General features: G+C 36.6%; 22 protein-coding genes and 1 pseudogene. 6 read left to right on the top strand and 17 right to left on the bottom strand.

Going from position 1 to position 16,357, the window contains the following annotated elements; all coding sequences use genetic code 11:
• Window positions 1-987 carry a ferrochelatase gene (gene hemH, locus CQA43_RS05770; RefSeq protein WP_181881639.1) on the top strand — a complete coding sequence of 329 codons (987 nt, stop codon included), beginning with the start codon at window positions 1-3 and terminating at the stop codon, window positions 985-987.
• Window positions 988-1,208: 221 nt separating this feature from the next.
• Here the strand turns inward: hemH and CQA43_RS05775 are convergent, their stop codons facing one another.
• Together CQA43_RS05775 and CQA43_RS05780 are read right to left on the bottom strand one after the other, a co-directional pair.
• On the bottom strand, window positions 1,209-1,715 hold the full coding sequence (locus CQA43_RS05775) for a WYL domain-containing protein (RefSeq protein ID WP_181881640.1): 507 nt from the start codon (window positions 1,713-1,715) through the stop codon (window positions 1,209-1,211).
• 86 nt (window positions 1,716-1,801) lie between these two features.
• The gene (locus CQA43_RS05780; RefSeq protein WP_115551672.1) at window positions 1,802-2,161 is read right to left on the bottom strand and encodes an HTH domain-containing protein; all 360 of its coding nucleotides are present in this window, start codon (window positions 2,159-2,161) and stop codon (window positions 1,802-1,804) included.
• A gap of 206 nt (window positions 2,162-2,367) precedes the next feature.
• On the opposite strand from CQA43_RS05780, the pseudogene CQA43_RS05785 reads away from it, so the two are divergent.
• The 5 genes and pseudogenes from CQA43_RS05785 (at window position 2,368) to CQA43_RS09400 (ending at window position 5,541) form a co-directional block, all read left to right on the top strand.
• Window positions 2,368-3,125: pseudogene (locus tag CQA43_RS05785) on the top strand (DUF3944 domain-containing protein).
• A 12-nt stretch (window positions 3,126-3,137) separates the two neighbouring features.
• Complete coding sequence (locus tag CQA43_RS05790) at window positions 3,138-4,025, top strand: hypothetical protein (RefSeq protein ID WP_115551673.1); 888 nt, start codon at window positions 3,138-3,140, stop codon at window positions 4,023-4,025.
• A 42-nt stretch (window positions 4,026-4,067) separates the two neighbouring features.
• Complete coding sequence (locus CQA43_RS05795) at window positions 4,068-5,051, top strand: hypothetical protein (RefSeq protein ID WP_147290087.1); 984 nt, start codon at window positions 4,068-4,070, stop codon at window positions 5,049-5,051.
• Between the two features lie 56 nt (window positions 5,052-5,107).
• Window positions 5,108-5,293 (top strand): hypothetical protein, encoded by a 186-nt coding sequence (locus tag CQA43_RS05800; protein WP_115551675.1) that lies wholly within the window; start codon window positions 5,108-5,110, stop codon window positions 5,291-5,293.
• A complete protein-coding gene (locus CQA43_RS09400; RefSeq protein ID WP_147290088.1) occupies window positions 5,254-5,541 on the top strand; it encodes a hypothetical protein in 288 nt (95 codons plus the stop codon). Before CQA43_RS05800 ends, CQA43_RS09400 begins: the two co-directional genes overlap by 40 nt.
• A 212-nt stretch (window positions 5,542-5,753) precedes the next feature.
• Here the strand turns inward: CQA43_RS09400 and CQA43_RS05805 are convergent, their stop codons facing one another.
• From CQA43_RS05805 to pheA, 15 genes are all read right to left on the bottom strand, one after another.
• The gene (locus tag CQA43_RS05805; protein WP_115551676.1) at window positions 5,754-5,945 is read right to left on the bottom strand and encodes a hypothetical protein; all 192 of its coding nucleotides are present in this window, start codon (window positions 5,943-5,945) and stop codon (window positions 5,754-5,756) included.
• A 280-nt stretch (window positions 5,946-6,225) separates the two neighbouring features.
• Window positions 6,226-7,170 carry a thiamine pyrophosphate-dependent enzyme gene (locus CQA43_RS05810; RefSeq protein ID WP_115551677.1) on the bottom strand — a complete coding sequence of 315 codons (945 nt, stop codon included), beginning with the start codon at window positions 7,168-7,170 and terminating at the stop codon, window positions 6,226-6,228.
• A 10-nt stretch (window positions 7,171-7,180) separates the two neighbouring features.
• Window positions 7,181-8,398: a 2-oxoacid:ferredoxin oxidoreductase subunit alpha gene (locus CQA43_RS05815; protein ID WP_115551678.1), complete on the bottom strand. Its 1,218-nt coding sequence runs from the start codon at window positions 8,396-8,398 to the stop codon at window positions 7,181-7,183.
• Between the two features lie 2 nt (window positions 8,399-8,400).
• A complete protein-coding gene (locus tag CQA43_RS05820; protein WP_115551679.1) occupies window positions 8,401-8,796 on the bottom strand; it encodes a 4Fe-4S dicluster-binding protein in 396 nt (131 codons plus the stop codon).
• Between the two features lie 9 nt (window positions 8,797-8,805).
• The gene (locus tag CQA43_RS05825; RefSeq protein ID WP_115551680.1) at window positions 8,806-9,366 is read right to left on the bottom strand and encodes a pyruvate flavodoxin oxidoreductase subunit gamma; all 561 of its coding nucleotides are present in this window, start codon (window positions 9,364-9,366) and stop codon (window positions 8,806-8,808) included.
• A gap of 243 nt (window positions 9,367-9,609) precedes the next feature.
• On the bottom strand, window positions 9,610-9,837 hold the full coding sequence (locus tag CQA43_RS05830) for a YdcH family protein (protein WP_115551681.1): 228 nt from the start codon (window positions 9,835-9,837) through the stop codon (window positions 9,610-9,612).
• A 97-nt stretch (window positions 9,838-9,934) separates the two neighbouring features.
• The gene (gene argJ, locus CQA43_RS05835) at window positions 9,935-11,125 is read right to left on the bottom strand and encodes a bifunctional glutamate N-acetyltransferase/amino-acid acetyltransferase ArgJ (protein WP_115551682.1); all 1,191 of its coding nucleotides are present in this window, start codon (window positions 11,123-11,125) and stop codon (window positions 9,935-9,937) included.
• Window positions 11,118-12,248, bottom strand: coding sequence for a potassium channel family protein (locus CQA43_RS05840; RefSeq protein WP_115551683.1), 1,131 nt, complete (start codon window positions 12,246-12,248; stop codon window positions 11,118-11,120). The genes argJ and CQA43_RS05840 overlap by 8 nt, the downstream gene beginning before the upstream one ends.
• 21 nt (window positions 12,249-12,269) lie before the next feature.
• Window positions 12,270-12,458, bottom strand: a complete 189-nt coding sequence (gene rpmB / locus CQA43_RS05845) for a 50S ribosomal protein L28 (protein ID WP_115551684.1) — start codon at window positions 12,456-12,458, stop codon at window positions 12,270-12,272.
• Between the two features lie 91 nt (window positions 12,459-12,549).
• On the bottom strand, window positions 12,550-13,509 hold the full coding sequence (locus CQA43_RS05850; protein WP_115551685.1) for an NAD(P)-binding domain-containing protein: 960 nt from the start codon (window positions 13,507-13,509) through the stop codon (window positions 12,550-12,552).
• Complete coding sequence (gene ccoS, locus CQA43_RS05855; protein WP_115551686.1) at window positions 13,509-13,709, bottom strand: cbb3-type cytochrome oxidase assembly protein CcoS; 201 nt, start codon at window positions 13,707-13,709, stop codon at window positions 13,509-13,511. Before ccoS ends, CQA43_RS05850 begins: the two co-directional genes overlap by 1 nt.
• Window positions 13,706-14,260 carry a septum formation inhibitor Maf gene (gene maf / locus CQA43_RS05860; RefSeq protein ID WP_115551687.1) on the bottom strand — a complete coding sequence of 185 codons (555 nt, stop codon included), beginning with the start codon at window positions 14,258-14,260 and terminating at the stop codon, window positions 13,706-13,708. The genes ccoS and maf overlap by 4 nt, the downstream gene beginning before the upstream one ends.
• Before the next feature lie 69 nt (window positions 14,261-14,329).
• A complete protein-coding gene (gene acpS / locus CQA43_RS05865) occupies window positions 14,330-14,689 on the bottom strand; it encodes a holo-ACP synthase (RefSeq protein WP_115551688.1) in 360 nt (119 codons plus the stop codon).
• Entirely contained in the window at window positions 14,689-15,228 is a 540-nt protein-coding gene (gene fliL / locus CQA43_RS05870; protein WP_115551689.1) for a flagellar basal body-associated protein FliL, read from the bottom strand. The genes acpS and fliL overlap by 1 nt, the downstream gene beginning before the upstream one ends.
• 57 nt (window positions 15,229-15,285) lie before the next feature.
• Entirely contained in the window at window positions 15,286-16,350 is a 1,065-nt protein-coding gene (pheA, locus tag CQA43_RS05875; protein WP_115551690.1) for a chorismate mutase, read from the bottom strand.
• Between the last annotated feature and the right edge of the window lie 7 nt (window positions 16,351-16,357).

Raw genomic sequence — 16,357 nt, forward strand, 5'->3', positions numbered from 1 at the left:
ATGCAATCTCAAAATATTCAAGACAAGCAAAACACGGCAGTTGTATTGTTAAATATGGGAGGACCTAATTCTTTATTTGAGGTGAAAACATTTTTACAAAATATGTTTGCAGACCCTTATATTTTGCCAATTAAAAACAATTTTTTGCGCTCAATAGTTGGGAGCTTTATCGTCTATAAACGTTTGGAGGAAGCACAAAGCAATTATCAAAAAATTGGCGGAAAATCACCTCTTGTTGGACATACTTTTCAATTATGTGCAATGTTGCAAACTATGGAATCGCAAATGTATTTTACCTACGCAATGCGCTATACGCCACCTTTTGCGGACATAGTTGCGCAAGATTTAAAAGAACGCAACATTCAAAAAGTTGTGCTTTTTAGTATGTATCCACATTTTAGTTACACCACCACAACGTCCTCAATGAAAGATATTTTAAGGGCATTTAAAGCAAATAAGTTTGCACCAAAAATAATGCAAGTGGAACGTTATTATAAAAACAGAGCATATAATTTAGCAATAGTAGAACGCATTAAAGAGGCATTAGGTGGAGAGGATTGCAGAGATTTTCATCTTATATTTTCTGCACACTCCCTACCACAGAGAAATATAAGCAATGGAGACCCTTACCAAAAAGAAATTTTAGAAAATGTAGAGATTTTAAAGTCACTTTTTAAAGAGTTTGGACTGGAGTTTGCAAGCATAAAAGTCGCTTATCAATCCAAAATTGGACCCATTAAATGGCTTGAACCTAATCTACAAGACATTTTACCCTATTACCAAAATAAAAAAATGTTAATTTACCCGATTTCTTTTACAATAGACAATTCAGAAACAGACTTTGAACTCTCCTACCAATATAAACTAGAAGCGCAAAAATACAAGATTCAAGACTATCGTGTCGCAAAATGTCCCAATAGCGCACAAGATTTTGCAACTTGCATTTTAGAGCTCATTCAAAATGCAAAACCACTTAAAAATGAGTGAGATTTGCACCTCAACCCAAAGCAAACCGCTGCGCTCTTAGGGAATTCTGTATTGGCGAAAAAGGGATTCCCCTCTGTCGTTGTGAGGAATGAAATGACGAAGTAATCCATAATCTAGCATAAATTAAACTTTACAATAGAATCTTTAAGGGCAAGATTCTGCATTATGGATTTGCGCTTGCGACTTCTCACAATGACAAACAATGATACAAAATAAAGATTCTATCCTTTATCCCGCAAATTCAAATAATCCCTCAACTCCCTCTCTAACTTCTCTTGCAAAGATTGCGGGGAGAGAATCCTAATAAATGGCAAAAAGCATTTGGCGAGATTTAAAACCTCACCCTCATAGCTAAAGTGGCATTCTACGATGAAATCCCTTTGCGATTCCTCTATAATTTTATATTTTATTAAGAAATTCTTGCGAAAAATATATTCCCTCGCTTCGTTAGAAATGCACAAACGCACTAAAATAGGATTCTGCGAAATCCAAGCGGTAAGGCTTTGGTTGATTGCATCAATGATTTTTTCACTAGGCTTAAAGCCTTGCAAAACATTCAAACAACTAATTTTGGATAATGTAAAATACTTCAAAATCCCCTTTTCTTCCGCAAGCAAATACCAAATGCCATTATGATGCGTGAGCGCATAGGGATTTGCCTCCCTTTTCTTTTCTTCGTAGGTAAATTTTATCGTTTGGTAATGGCAACTTGCTTGTTTTAATTGCAAAAAGATATGCTCAATACTTGCAGGGGATTCTATATGGTGGTTTTTAATAAGAATCTTTGGAGTATCCTTTGGATTCTCTCTTTCATCTAAAATATGGGGGGGGGGGGCAGAATATGCGCGTTGGAATCTTGCTTGGAGCTTAGAATCTCACCAAGTAATGGTTCATCTAGTTTTGGGTAGAGATTCTCTATCCCGCTAAAATACGCGAAACTCCTAATATCCTTTAGTCCATAAAGCCCTAAAGAATGCTTATCCAAACAATAACACTCCTCTTCGTCCCTCACGATTTCTAAAAAATTAAATCGCTCATTTAAATCCCGCTGAATCGTGCGCTTACTAACCCCAAACTCACGCGACAAATCCTCTATGGTAAATCTCTCGCCACTAATGAGCTTCTTTAGGATTAGGGCTAGACGCATTGCAAGTGTGTCGTGTCCTTGTTTCATTTTATCCCTTTTAAAGATTTATTATAACACACAAATATCGCACTCACTAACGTTGTTTGATTTAAATTTTATTTGCTTTTGTGAGATTCTACAAGCAATAGCAGTAATTATAATAAAAATGGATTGGCAAATAATTTTCTTGCGACAAATCCTGTCATAGCGGCTTTGTATAATTTACATGATATTTTTAATAAAAGGAGTCAGCTATGGCATACAGATATGACCAAGATTTAGAGTTTTTAAGAGAGAAGGAGCTAAGTAGTCAAGATTTAAATGACTTAGTAGAAGTCCTTACAGGCGAAGAAGGCGATAGACGCTTAACTGAAATGCTTACTCAGAATGATTTATATAAGCGATTTTATCCCAATCATAAAGAATATTTAGATTTAGTTCTTGAGGAATTACAATGTTTTGGTGGAAACACGATTATAAACATATTGCGTGGCGGAGGTGTCCTATATAAAGAGATTTTATGCGATGTGTGTGATAAACTTAAAGTTAACTATGATAAAAAATCTCCAACTGAATTAATAGAACAAAATATGTTTATGAAACTCGCAGTGGATGTTTTCTCCAAAATGGACAAAGATGAAGTAAAAAAGGTAGCAGAATCAATGAATGTGAAAGATTTACCATTGGTCCAGAGCTGGTTGCTTATGCGCAACTTGCATTTAGGGCTGGAGGATTCAAATCCTATCAAATGACACTTATTGTAGCTAATTATATATGGAAAGTATTGTTTGGGCATGGATTACGACTCACAACTAATGCTTCCCTTACAAGAATATTATCCATCTTAGCAGGTCCTATTGGTTTGACAATCACAGCACTATGGACTGTGTGGGATATCGCTGGTGCTGCTTATAGAGTAACGGTTCCAGCAGTGATTCAAGTGGCATTCTTGCGACAAACTTACAAGGAAATAAAATCTGGCAGCATAAAACGAGACAATACGAATAATTAAAAGGAGTAGGCAATGTCATTAATCTATTTAGGAAAAGAAATTTATGATTGGCTTAATAACTGCAAAAAAACAAAGCAATACCATAACGAAACAGAAACAAATTTAAATCAGGCATTTTTATCTTTTGAGGCAACCAATCAAAAATTACAAAATGCCTTTGGGGAGCTAGGACGACTACAAACACATATTCTTCAGAGTAACCTCAAAGAATATGAAAAACTTGCGGAAAAATTAGTAGGCATTAATGACTTGGATTTGCAAGGTATGAGTGGAACAGAGATTATGGATTTAAAAAATCTTGATAAATCTATTGTGGCTATCAATGAGATTATTGTCGGGTTAATAGCTAGCGGTGTATCTGGAGCTATGGCAGGATTTGGTGCGTTTGGTGCGGTAGGAATGTTCGCAACCGCTTCTACTGGCACAAGTATTAGCACATTAAGTGGTGCTGCAGCCACAAAAGCAACTCTAGCTTGGTTTGGCGGGGGAAGTATAGCAAGTGGTGACTTGGGTATGGCTGGGGGAATGTGGGTGCTAGGAGGTATTGCTGCGATTCCAGCTGTCGCTACCTTGATTATGATTCTAGGCAAAAATGCCGAATCTGCAAAATACAAAGCATTAGCCCAATGGTGCAGCACTAAAGCCTTAATAGAAGAGATAAAAGCAGAAATTCTAGCAAAACAACAAGTCATCAATAAAGCACAAGAAAAAACGAAAGACTTGTTTAAAAGCAGTGATTTACTGATGAAACAAATCGGCATTGTAGAATATATCTCAAAAACACAAGGAAAGAGCGTAAGCAAATGGAATCTTTCCTTAAAAAATGCGATGAAAGACTACAAAAAATTGAGCAATTACGCAATAAAAAAAGTCTTACACAAAGCGAGGAAAAAGAATTAAAAAAAACTTGAAAAATTGCAAAAAATTGATAAACAAAAGGCAATGGAAGCAGATAAACAAGCACGAGATGAAATTAATGCAAAGATTAATAAAACTTATTACACGAGTAAGAAATTTATATTAAATTCTGCAAAAACTTCCGTGAATGAAGGTTATAAAATGGGAATGCAACAAGCATTAGGGATAATTATAGTTGAATTTTTTACCGCTGTATTAGAGGAAGTTGAGGATATTTTCAAAAAAGGGTTTTATACTTGTGAAAACTTTTTTGAGAGCTTGAAAATACGCTTAAAAAAAATTGCAGACAAAGTAAAACAAGCATTAATTGGTAAATATAAAGAAATCGTCAAATCATTTGGCGATGGTTTTATGTCAGGAATTTTATCTAATCTTACTACAACAATCATTAATATTTTTGCAACAACCTCCGCTAGACTTGTAAGAATCATAAGAGAGGGTATATTTTCTTTTTTTAAAGCAATCAAGTTGGTTTTATTTCCGCCAGAAAATTTAACGCAAGAGCAAGTTTGGTATGAAGCAAAAAAACTCATTGTAAGCGCAATCATTGTTGGACTTGGCGTTTTGATAGAACAAGGTATAGAAGCATTTTTAACCTCTCTTGGACTCGGAGCTTTTGCAAATGTATTAACAAGCGTCTTTGTTGGTGTGCTCACAGGCATTTCCATAGCTATTGCAATGTATTGGCTAGATACGAACCAAAAAAGCGTAGAACAAATGCGCTATGAAGCTATTTCTAAATTATGCGCAGAAAACCTCCCCCAACTCATAGCGGAGCGGGAGGAAATAGAGAGGCTAATAGAATCCACGCACAAGGAGCGGTTAATGACACTTGATAGCTCGTTTGCAGATTGCGCAATCGCAATGGAGAATAACGATGTTGACGCCTATACTGAAGCATTACAAAAGATTAACGCACTTTGGGGCGCAGAACTAAAAATCAAAACAATGCACGATGTCAAAGCAATTCTGCAAAAGCCAAATAGAACAGGCTGCTTAGAATGGTAGAATCCAAATCTTAGATTCCGATTTAATAAGTCTTTGCGGATTTTAAAGGAGTAGCAATGCTATGGGCGATTTTGAGTGCTATTTTGGGACTTATTTTAATCCCGCTCATTCTTTTCCTTAAGGCGATAGTGCCTCTTTTGTTTATTGTGATTTTTGGATTATCCCCTTACGCCCTTGTAGCAGTGCTAGGATTCATAGGCTTATGGCTTATCTTTTCTTACCACAACGCAAAGGATTCTTAGAATCCTTAAATCGTCATTGTGAGGGCAACTCGTGGTGCGCCCCCGCTGCCATTGCGAAGCCTAGAGGCTCTGGCGTATCCCTGCTATCATTGCGAGGAGCGAACGAAGCGAGTAACGAAGTAATCCATAATTTAGAATCCCGCCTTAAATTTACTACTTACTTTTTTAAGATTCCATTGTCTTATTTACTGAAGTTTAATATTATAGATTGCCACGAGACAAAGCCCTGCAATGAAGCGGTGGTGTGATTTTGCCACTTAGTCATTGTGAGAAAATTTGAAAAATTTTCGTTGCGCACTATGTAGCAATTCGCTCACACTTACAAATCTAAATTTAAGCATATCTTAAAGGCGAACAATGGAACCATAAAAAGGCTTTGGATAGATTATAGATTGCTTCGGGCACACCCTCGCAATGACGCGGTGATAGAATCTCATCTTAGAGATTCCATTGTAGATGTTTAGGATTCCGCGCCCTTACTTTCTGACTTCAAATTCCCACTAGAAAACTTCTCTTTAATGTTTTCAAGCTTATCCTTAATTGCATCAGTATAGCCATAATCACTGCAAAAAACTTGTTTTTTGTCAATCTCCTCATCAAGCCACTTCTTAGCAATCCAACCTGCCGCAAATCCTACAACAAATCTAAGCATAATGCCTCCTTAAATTAATTTATAGATTTCTCTATGGGCAAATTATAAACCAACAAGATGACAGGATATGTCGCGAAATTTATTTTGTGGAGTTATGTAATAGGATTCTATGTATCCAATGATTTGTGCAGATTCTATGCTCTCACAATGGACAATAATTCTTAATAATAAAAAAGAAAGGTAAAAAAATAGATTCCAAACAAGGGCTATTGTGCCCCATTAACGCATTGTTAAATCTTTATAATCTTACAAAATAGCAAAGCCTAAGCTCTGCTATTTGCTACACTTTCGCCTCTTCGCGCCTTTGTAGATACTCCCAATATTCATCAACTCTCTTTTGCCATTCTGTGATTAAATGCTCATTTTCCGGCTTAAAGAGATGCTTAAATCTCGCTTGTGCGCCTAGATAATCACGCACAGGAACGACATTTTTCGGGCGATAAGTGATTTTTAGCTCTCGTCCATTGATAATTTCAAAGAGCGGAAATACAAGAGAATCTACTGCTAAATCACTCATTTCAATCGTTTGATTAGAGGGGAATCTCCATTCTGTGGTGCAAGCACTCATTGCGTTGATAAAAGTTGGTCCCTCTGTTTCAATTGCAGTTTTGATTTTTTTACTCATATCTTTCCATTTATTAGGCGCAACTTGTGCCACATAAGGTGCGCCGTGCGCTGCCATAATGAAAAGTAAATCTTTCTTTCTGTCCTTTTTGCCATAGCTTACGCGTCCTGCTGGTGTAGTAGTTGTAGAAGCACCAAGCGGTGTAGAACCACTCCTTTGCCCCCCTGTGTTCGCATACACTTCATTATCTAAGCACACATAGGTGAAATCATGCCCTCTTTCAAAGCAACCACTAATAAATTGAAATCCAATGTCATAAGTAGAACCATCACCACCAAAGGCTACGAATTTTGGTTCTTTATCACTATAAAGCCTATTTTTGCGCTTTAATGCCTTATACATTGCCTCTGCACCTGCAATAGCTGTGGAGCTATTCTCAAATCCAATATGAATCCAAGGAGTATCCCAAGAAGTATAGGGATAAACTGCGGTGCTTACTTCCAAACAACCGGTAGAAGTTGCAATCAACAAAGGGTGTTCTGTGGCATTTAATACTTCACGCACAATCATTCCATGTGCGCAACCCGGACATAAAAGATGCGCACCTTCAAATCGCTCACTTGCTCTTGAATATTGTTTCAAATTTTTAATTTCACTCATTTCGCACTCCTTAATTAAATCCAAGTTTTGGACCTCTAAGCCCAATAAATTGCTGTGTTGGGTGCGTTAGCTTCCCTGCTTTTGCATTTGCCTGTAATTCTTTTAGAATCTCTTGTAGATTGCTTTGTGTCAAGTCGCGTCCGCCCAATCCATAAATATAATTGCTTACCATAGGTTTATTTGCGCCGTGATAAAGTGCTGCTACACCTTCATTATAAAGCATTCCCATTGCACCTGCAGGCAAACTTCTGTCTAAAAATGCTACCGCTTTAACTTTGCTTAAACTTTCACAAAATGCCAAATAGGGAAATGGTCTAAGCGAACGAATACTTACAACACCCGCTTTAATACCATTTTTCCTTGCTTCTTTTGTGGCGATTCTTGCAGATTCCACCGTTGTACCAAGTGCCACGATTGCAACTTCTGCATCTTCCATATCATATTTTTCTACGATATTATATTTACGCCCTGTGAGTTTTTCAAATTCTTTAAAAGTGCGCTCAATCACACCCATAGAATTCATAATTGCATTGTGTAACTGCGCTTTATGCTCAAAATGCCAATCCTCTTCTGTTTGTGCCCCATAAGTTGCTGGACGCTCAAAGTCTAGCATTGCATTTTTAGGTTTGTAATCACCAATAAATTTATACGCCTCTGCATCTTTTAGTGGGCGCACACTCTGTGCTGTATGCGAACAAATAAATCCATCTTGATGCACCATAACCGGTAAGCGCACATCGTAATCTTCTGCGATTTTAAACGCCATAAGGTTGAAGTCATACGCCTCTTGTGGATTATAGGTGCATAGATTAATCCAACCTGCATCACGCCCCAAATACATATCCGAGTGGTCTCCATTGACATTTAGAGGACTTGCAAGGGCGCGATTTACGACATTTAGCACGATTGGCAAACGCATACCAGAGGCTTGGTATAGCACTTCCACCATCAAAGCAAATCCTTGTGAGCTCGTTGCTGTTGCTACGCGTCCGCCTGCTGCTGCTGCGCCCACACAGCCACTCATTGCGGCGTGTTCGGATTCCACCATTACGAACTCTCCATCAATGTAGCCATTTGCTAAGAAAGTCGCGTAATTTTGCACAATCGGCGTTGATGGTGTGATAGGATATGCAGAAACAACATCAATCTGTGCTTGTCTCATTGCGTGGCTTGCTGCCATATTTCCATCCCAAACTTCTACTTCTTGTAATTCATAGACTTCTGCCATTATTAATCCTTTTTCTTTTCTTCTTTTTTAGGCCATTTGCTAAGTGCATTTTCATTGCTCTCATAATCACTAAACATCAAAAGAGATTTTGGATTTGTTGGGCATACATCTACACACACGCCACAGCCTTTGCAATGCACATAATCTACGCCGCTCATTTTTTCATCTCGCACCAAAATTGAAGAATCTGGGCAATAAACCCAACAAAAATAGCAATTAATGCAATGCTCTACATTATGCACAGGTTTTTCTACACGCCAATGCGCTACACTTGCCTTATAAGAGCTATCCTCACGATAATTTCTAGAATCTGCGTGTTTTTCTACCGCTGCATTACCTTTATCAAAAGGGAACAGCACAGAACCCGCTTCAAACTCGTTCCAACCTTTATAATTCATTTTTTACTCCTATTTTACTTCGTTATACGCTTTTCTAATTACTTCCATATTTGCATCAATGATTTTTTGTGGAAGTTTTTTGCCTAATACTTTTTTGAAAGATTCCAAGAAAAAGTCCAACTCCAACGCACCCGAAATTTTCAAAAATGCTCCAAGCATTGGTGCATTAGGGATTGACTTGCCAAAAGCCTCTAAAGAAAGCCCAATACAATCTAGTATATAAACTTCCTTGCCTTTAAGCTCTGGTTTGGATTTTAAAAATTCCTCTTTACTTAAGTGTGTTGTAATAATGTATTTTGTGGAATCTTTTTCGTTTGCGCAAATATCTGTGATATACACTAAACCAGGGTCAATGACTAAGATATAATCTGGATTCATAAATTTTTCGTGGTTAAGAATTGGACTTTCATCAATTCTATTATACGCTGTCATTGCTGCACCTCTTTTTGCTGAACCATAAAATGCAAAAGCCTGCACTTCCTTGCCTGTCCCTGCAATCACATCTGCCAAACCTTTTGCTCCTGTTACTGCACCTTGTCCTGCACGGCTATGCCATCTAATTTCAAGCATAATGCCTCCTAAATTTAATTTTTAAAGTTACGACTTAATTTTAAAGAAAACGCGCTTAAAAAAATTACTTTTTTGTTTCATAAGTTATAGAAAAATCTTCCAATGTGTAAAAATAACCCATTATTATTATTTGGAATCACGGCAACAAAAATAATCTAAAAATATTAAAATAGAATCTAAAAGGTAAAGAATTTGAAAAATACTGCAGTTTTTATTTGTAGAGCCCTTCTAAAAGGGCTTGGATTATTTTTTGTTCTCTTTGATGTATTCCATCACCATAGCATACGCTTCGTCTTTAAGCTCTAATTTTTTGCGTTTTAGCTCGGCTAATTCCATACTTGAAGCGTGTTCTCTACCCTCTGAAATATCTTGGATCTTTTGGTCTAATTCGTTATGCTCATCAAAAATTTTGGCAAAATGCGCGTTCTCTTGCTTTAAAACGCTAATCTCATCTCTATATTCGTGTAACATTGGCTCTCCTTTTAAAGATAAATTAATATGTAAATTATAAACAAAATTGCCTTAATGCTTACCATTTTTGCAAAATTTTAGATAATCTTGCTTAAATTTACGAACGATAATCCGCATTAATTTTGACATATTCGTGTCCTAAGTCGCAACCATATGCCACATAGGATTCTGTGCCCTTACCAATCTCACAAATAATTCTAAAAGATTCCCGTTTTAGAACTTCTGCAGCTTTTTTTTCATTTTCACCATCAAAATAAATCATGCCTTTTTGATAAACACACACTTCATCAAAATAAATTTCTAATGTCTTAGGACTACATTCAATCCCACTTGCTCCGATCGTTGATGCGATTCTACCCCAATTAGGGTCGCAACCAAACAATGCAGTTTTAACAAGCAAAGATTGACTTAACGCCTTGGCTACTTTTTGCGCTTCTTTTGAGGTTTTTGCACCTCTTACTTCAAAGGCAACAAGCTTCGTCGCACCCTCGCCATCACGCACAATATCCGTTGCAAGTTTGTGCATAATCTTTTCTAACACAAAGCCGAATGCTTCCTTATTATATGCTCCACTCTTGCCATTACTTAAAAGCAAAATCGTATCATTTGTAGAAGTATCACCATCTACGCTAATTGCATTAAAAGTGTTTTCAGCAGCATTTTGTAAAAGATCTTTCATATCCGACTTTGGAATCTCCGCGTCTGTGGCGATAAAACATAACATTGTTGCTAAAGAGGGATTAATCATACCTGCGCCCTTGCACATCGCACCAATTTTAAAGCTAGTCTTATCCTCTAGCACAACTTCAAAAGCAATGGTTTTACTAAAGCGGTCTGTCGTCATAATTGCATTTGCTGCTTTTGCATCGTCTTTTTTTGTCAAATCAAATTTCAAAAAAGATTCTACAATTTTTGTCTTTGGAAGCTGCACACCAATCACTCCGGTAGAACTCATAATCGGATTATAAATCATAGGAAATTTACCTTTGGCTTCGTCTAATATTTCTTTGACATTTGCTACACCTTCATCACCTGTTAAGGCGTTCGCATTTTTAGAGTTAATTAACACGAAATTCGTTTTGAAATTTTTATCATATTCTTGATAATGCAAAATGGGTGCGGCGCAAAATTTGTTTTGTGTAAAAATCGCTTCTACTTCACACAAAGAATCCGAATAAATAAAAGCCACATCAGGTTCTCCATTGGGCTTTAATCCTGCACTTACTCCGTCGCAATAAAACCCCTTTGCTACCGCGATTCCACCTTGTATTGGGAAAAAACTAAACATATTTTAACTCCTCTGGCTTATCTTTTTTAAAGATAAGCTGTTTTGTTAGATGCACACCATGTGAAGTGCCAATCACAAGTAATTTGCATTCGCTTGTTACTAAAGTGTCCCCATTAGGCATAGAAATAAATTTGCCATCTTTTTGCGTAATCCCCACAATAGAAGTCTGTGTAATCTCACGCACATGGGCTTCTTTAAGCTTTTTTAGGACGAGCCAAGAATAACGAGGCACAACAATTTCTTCTAAATCAAGCGGTGTATCCTTTTGATAGGCAAATCTCTCCAAAAGATTCTCCATATCTGGGCGCGTTGCCATTGCATTAACTCTTTGAGCAAACAGCTTTGAGGGAGACACAGCGTAATTTGCACCAAGTTTTTTAAGCTTTTCCTCATCTTCATTATTATCCGCATTACCAATAATAAAATAAGGTTTGCGCCCCAATTCACGCTCATAAAGCCTCACAGAGGCAATTTGAGCAATATTATCTGCAATATTATTGGACAATGTAATCACCCCACGCGCACTAGAAAGATGGCATTTGAGCATTGCAATTTCTGTATGTGGGTCTTCGTTAATAAAAAAAGGATAATGATATTTTTGCGCAATATCTTCTAACGAATCGTTACGATCCACCACTACAAAGGGAATGTGTGCCTCACGAAATTGCTGTGATAGCTGTATCGTGTATTCATTGTGATAACAAATGATAAAATGATTTTTTAATCGCGCAATTTTGTAAATCATATTACGTTCCTTAATAATTGGAATCAGTTTTCCCCGACTAAGTATATCAATCACACTAACAACACAGAAGCTTAAAACAAGCGAACCTGCCAACATTACAAAAGCGGTATAAAAGATAGTCAAGTCATCAAACTCACCCTCATCTAATGCGCCAAAACCTGTTGTAGTAAAAGTATAAGAAGCCTGAAAAAATGCGTCAATTAAACCATAGTCTGTAAAGACTAAATAGCCAAGTGTGCTGATTATTAAACCTGCAAAAATTAATAAAAAAGACGCACGGAAAGGTTTTAATTGCTCATAGAGCAAACCAGACATATCAATATCTGGCTTTTGAGTACCTTCCCAATGGAGAAATTTTTTGAGCCTATCAAAAGCCACAGCTCAACCCTGAACTAAGGATTAAGAGTGTTTTTTCATAGTGCGCAATGTGGAAGCTGCGATTCTTACTTTCATTGTCCTGCCGTCTTCTAATTTAATTCTCACGGTTCTTAGATTCGGCAAAGATCGCTTTCTCGTCTTATTGTTTGCGTGGCTTACATTATTGCCAACCATTGGACCTTTACCTGTAAAAAAACATTTTCTTGCCATTTCCTAACCTTTTAAATCTTAAAATTAAATATTGCCAATAAATAAACTTTGGATTCTATCTCAAACTAAATAATAGAAAGTTTAAATTCTCTTAATTTAGCTGTTTTTTGATTTCCTGCACAATATCAAAGCCGTGATTAAGTGCAGCTGCAATAGAACCACCATTTTTGTATAAAATGTCTCCCGCAATATAAACGCCCTCAACTGAACTTTGATGTTTGTCATCTGTGAGAGGAACACCATCAGCATCTAATTCTACACCACATTTGCGCAAGAAATCTACAGGAGCTATTCCTCCAATTGCATAAATTACACGTTCATATATTGCACTTGTTCCGTCGGTGAAATTAACCTTTACTTTGCCCTCTTGGTCTTCTAAGCTTTCAATATCTACGCCGAGTTTGGGCTGAATTTTGCCATTTGTAAAACACAAATCCAAGTTTTCCTGATTTGTCTCATTGATTCTTGCAAATTCTTTCCTACGATAATTTAAAGTTACAGGATTCGTTTCACTAAGCACACACGCATATTCTACCGCGGAATTTCCTCCACCAACAACTAAAATATTCTCACCATCTACACAACTATTTGCATTAAAATTGACGAGATTTTTAATACTATTTGGAATCGCATAGCTTGGTTTGTTAGGTTGCCCCATTTTTCCGATAGAAATCACAACAAATTTCGCTTTAAATTGCGTATTTTTGGCAGTATAAATAAGAAAATAATCCTTTTCTTTTTTGATAGATTCCACTTCTGTCTGAAATTGTACTTCAAAACCATTTTCTTGAATGATTTTATCAAATAAATCTAAAGTGCTTTCCTTTGTGCCATCGCAAAAATAAATGTTCCCATTCAACTCAACTTTTTGTCCTTTGTAATCTTTATCTACGCGTTTTTTATCTTTGTAAAACTTGCGAATCGTGGTAGAATGCCCCTCGCCCTTTTCAAACAAAATGACATCTTTAATACCTAAAACCATTGATTCTACTGCCGATGCGATTCCACCCGGACCGCCACCTACAATTGCAATATCATAAATTTCTTTCATTAATTATCCTTTGAATTCTTTTTTGAATTATCCCTTGCTGCGTGGCGCAAATCCTCTTCACTATCAAACAAAACGCCTTGCATCATTTTTTTTTCATCATCAAATTGCCCACTTTTTAAGCCCCACAAAAAAGCAATCAGACCGATTAATCCAATCACAATACTTGTCGCAAGCATTACGGCAACCATTGTTGTATTCATAGCATTTTCCTTAAAAAAGGCAAAAGGGATTCTATATGCAATCCCATTGCATTAGAGGTTGCACCAACTTGTCGCTTAAGATAGTTTTGATGGAAACCTTCTATCATTACTGCGCCTGCCTTATTTGCCCACAAACCACTTTGCAAATAAGATTCTAAATCTTGTGGAGCAAAAGGAAAAAGCTCAAAATAAGTCTGGCTTAAATCCATATAGAAAAACTGCTCACAATGCAAAATTGCGCAAGTTAGAATCGTCAAACTTTTACCATTTTGCGATTCCAAAAACACACTTGCTTCTGCTTTATTTTTCGCCTTGCGTTGTAAAACTCCGCCACAATCAATCACGCTATCTACAATCAAAAGCGGTGATTCTAACCCATAAAGATCTAACGCGCTTTTGTGTTTGCCAAGTGCCGCTTGATAGACAAAAGACTTGGGCTTATCTAAAGGCAACTGCTCCTCATCAAACCCATTATCACATTGAACAAAAGGAATCCTATGCGCTTCTAAAATTTGCTTTCGTGATTTGGAAGCAGAACATAAGCGCAACATAAAATTCCTTACACCTCAAGATAAACTTAAAATTATAATCTTATTAAAATTATATTTTAATAAGATTCATTAATTTTTAAAACTAACCGCCACAACCGCAATAGCAAATCCGCCATCATGAGAAAGAGAAAGGCTTAGAGAATGGAGGTTAAAATATTCCATTTTTTCATTACTTAAATGCAGGAGCGGAGCACCCTTTTGGTTCTTGGAAATCCATATATCGTGGAATCCCAATTCCTTTCCGATTCCACATTTTAATGCCTTTGCACAAGCTTCTTTTGCCGCCCAAAATCCTGCAAGACTTTGAGGATTTTTAGCAATTTGTATTTCAGAATAATTTAAGAATTTTTGCAATCCTTTTTCTCCAAATTTTGCTAATAAAGATTCTATGCGCTGAATTTTGACAATATCTACTCCCACATCAAACATTATTGCACTACAAATTCAGTAAAAAAGATATTAACAACTCTACCATCTACCAAAAATTCGTTCAAGCGTTCTATAATTTCTTCTTTCAACTTTTGCTTGCCTTTAGCTGTCTGTACTTCTTCAAATGTTTTTGAACTAAGAATTGAAATAATCACATCACGCAAAACACCTCGTTTTGTTTCAAGCTCTGTCTGCATTTCAGCAATGCTAAGCTCTAATGAAATAGAAGTTTTAAGATAACGTTTGCCGCCTCCAGAAGTCATCAAATTAACAATAAATTGGTCCAAAGGATACATTGGTCCAACACTTAAGAGGTTACTATTGGGATTAGCGGCACTCCCTTTATTTGCTGCACTTTGTTGTTGAGGAGCAGCAGTCGGTCCTGCTTCTGGCTCATCTCCTCCGCTAAAAATCAAAATCGCAACGACAATCAAAATAATCAATAACAATGCAACGACACCAATGATGATGAAAAGTAGCATTTTATTCTGTTTTAAGCCTTCAAGTTTGGATTCTTTTTTGGTTTCTTCTTCTGCCATTTTCTCTCCTTTAATAAAAATTCTATTATATAAAATCTTTTTTTAAATTTTCAAGTTTTACATTTTTAAATAACTTCCAAGCCATTTTAACTCATTTGGATATCGTCTAAACAATTCACTCACATTCGCATCATCAATGTGTCCATCAATATCAATAAAAAAGCAATAGTCAAAATCATTTCCTGTGCGCTTAGGGCGAGATTGAAAAAAGGTCATATTAATATTTAAATCTTTCACATCATAAAGCAGACGATGAATTGCACCGGGCTTGTCGTCGTTTGCCAAAATTGCAAACAAAGAAGTTTTGTCTTTGCCGCAAGGTTGATTTTTGAAATTGCTAATCACAATAAAACGCGTTTTGTTGTCTGAATTGTTCTCAATATTTTCAAACAAAATTGGCGTGCTATAAAGTTTCGCTGCAATGGGTGAGCATATAGCAGCACATTTTGGATTTTCTTTTGCAAGCTGCGCCGCACGTGCAGTAGAATCTACCGGAATTCTCTGAATATGGTCTAAAGAATGCTCACTTAAGAAATTAGAACATTGTCCAAAAGCAATGTCTTTAGAGTAAATAACCTCAATTTCTTGAATTTTTTGTGTCTGACTTGCAAAACAATGATGAATCGGTATATAAATTTCAGCTACAATTTTTAACTCTGTGCTTCTTAGCAAATCCAATGTTTCCCCTACGACACCATTTTGACTATTTTCAATCGGAATCACTGCATAACTTGCACATTGATTTTCTACACTTTTGACGGCTTGTGTAATGGTATTGTGAGAAAAATATTCACACATTGCGCCAAACCTGCTTTCTGCCGCTTGATGCGTATAGCTTCCAAGAGGACCAAGATACGCCACGCGTTCTGGCGATTCCAAATTACGGCTGACTGCAAAAATCTCCGAATAAATTGCCTCAATCGCTGCTCTATTGAGTGATAAAGAGCCTTTAGAATGCAATCTATCAATGATTTCTTTTTCTCTCTCTGGACGATAAATAGGGGTATTACTCTGCAACTTTGCTTTGCCAATGCGCTTGACAATCTCCATACGCTTTTCTAATAATCCCAAAATTTCATCATCAATGCTATCAATCTCTCTTCTAAAATTTTGTAAATTCATCTTAAGA

Source organism: Helicobacter ganmani, assembly GCF_003364315.1.
Taxonomy (GTDB): Bacteria; Campylobacterota; Campylobacteria; order Campylobacterales; family Helicobacteraceae; genus Helicobacter_D; species Helicobacter_D ganmani.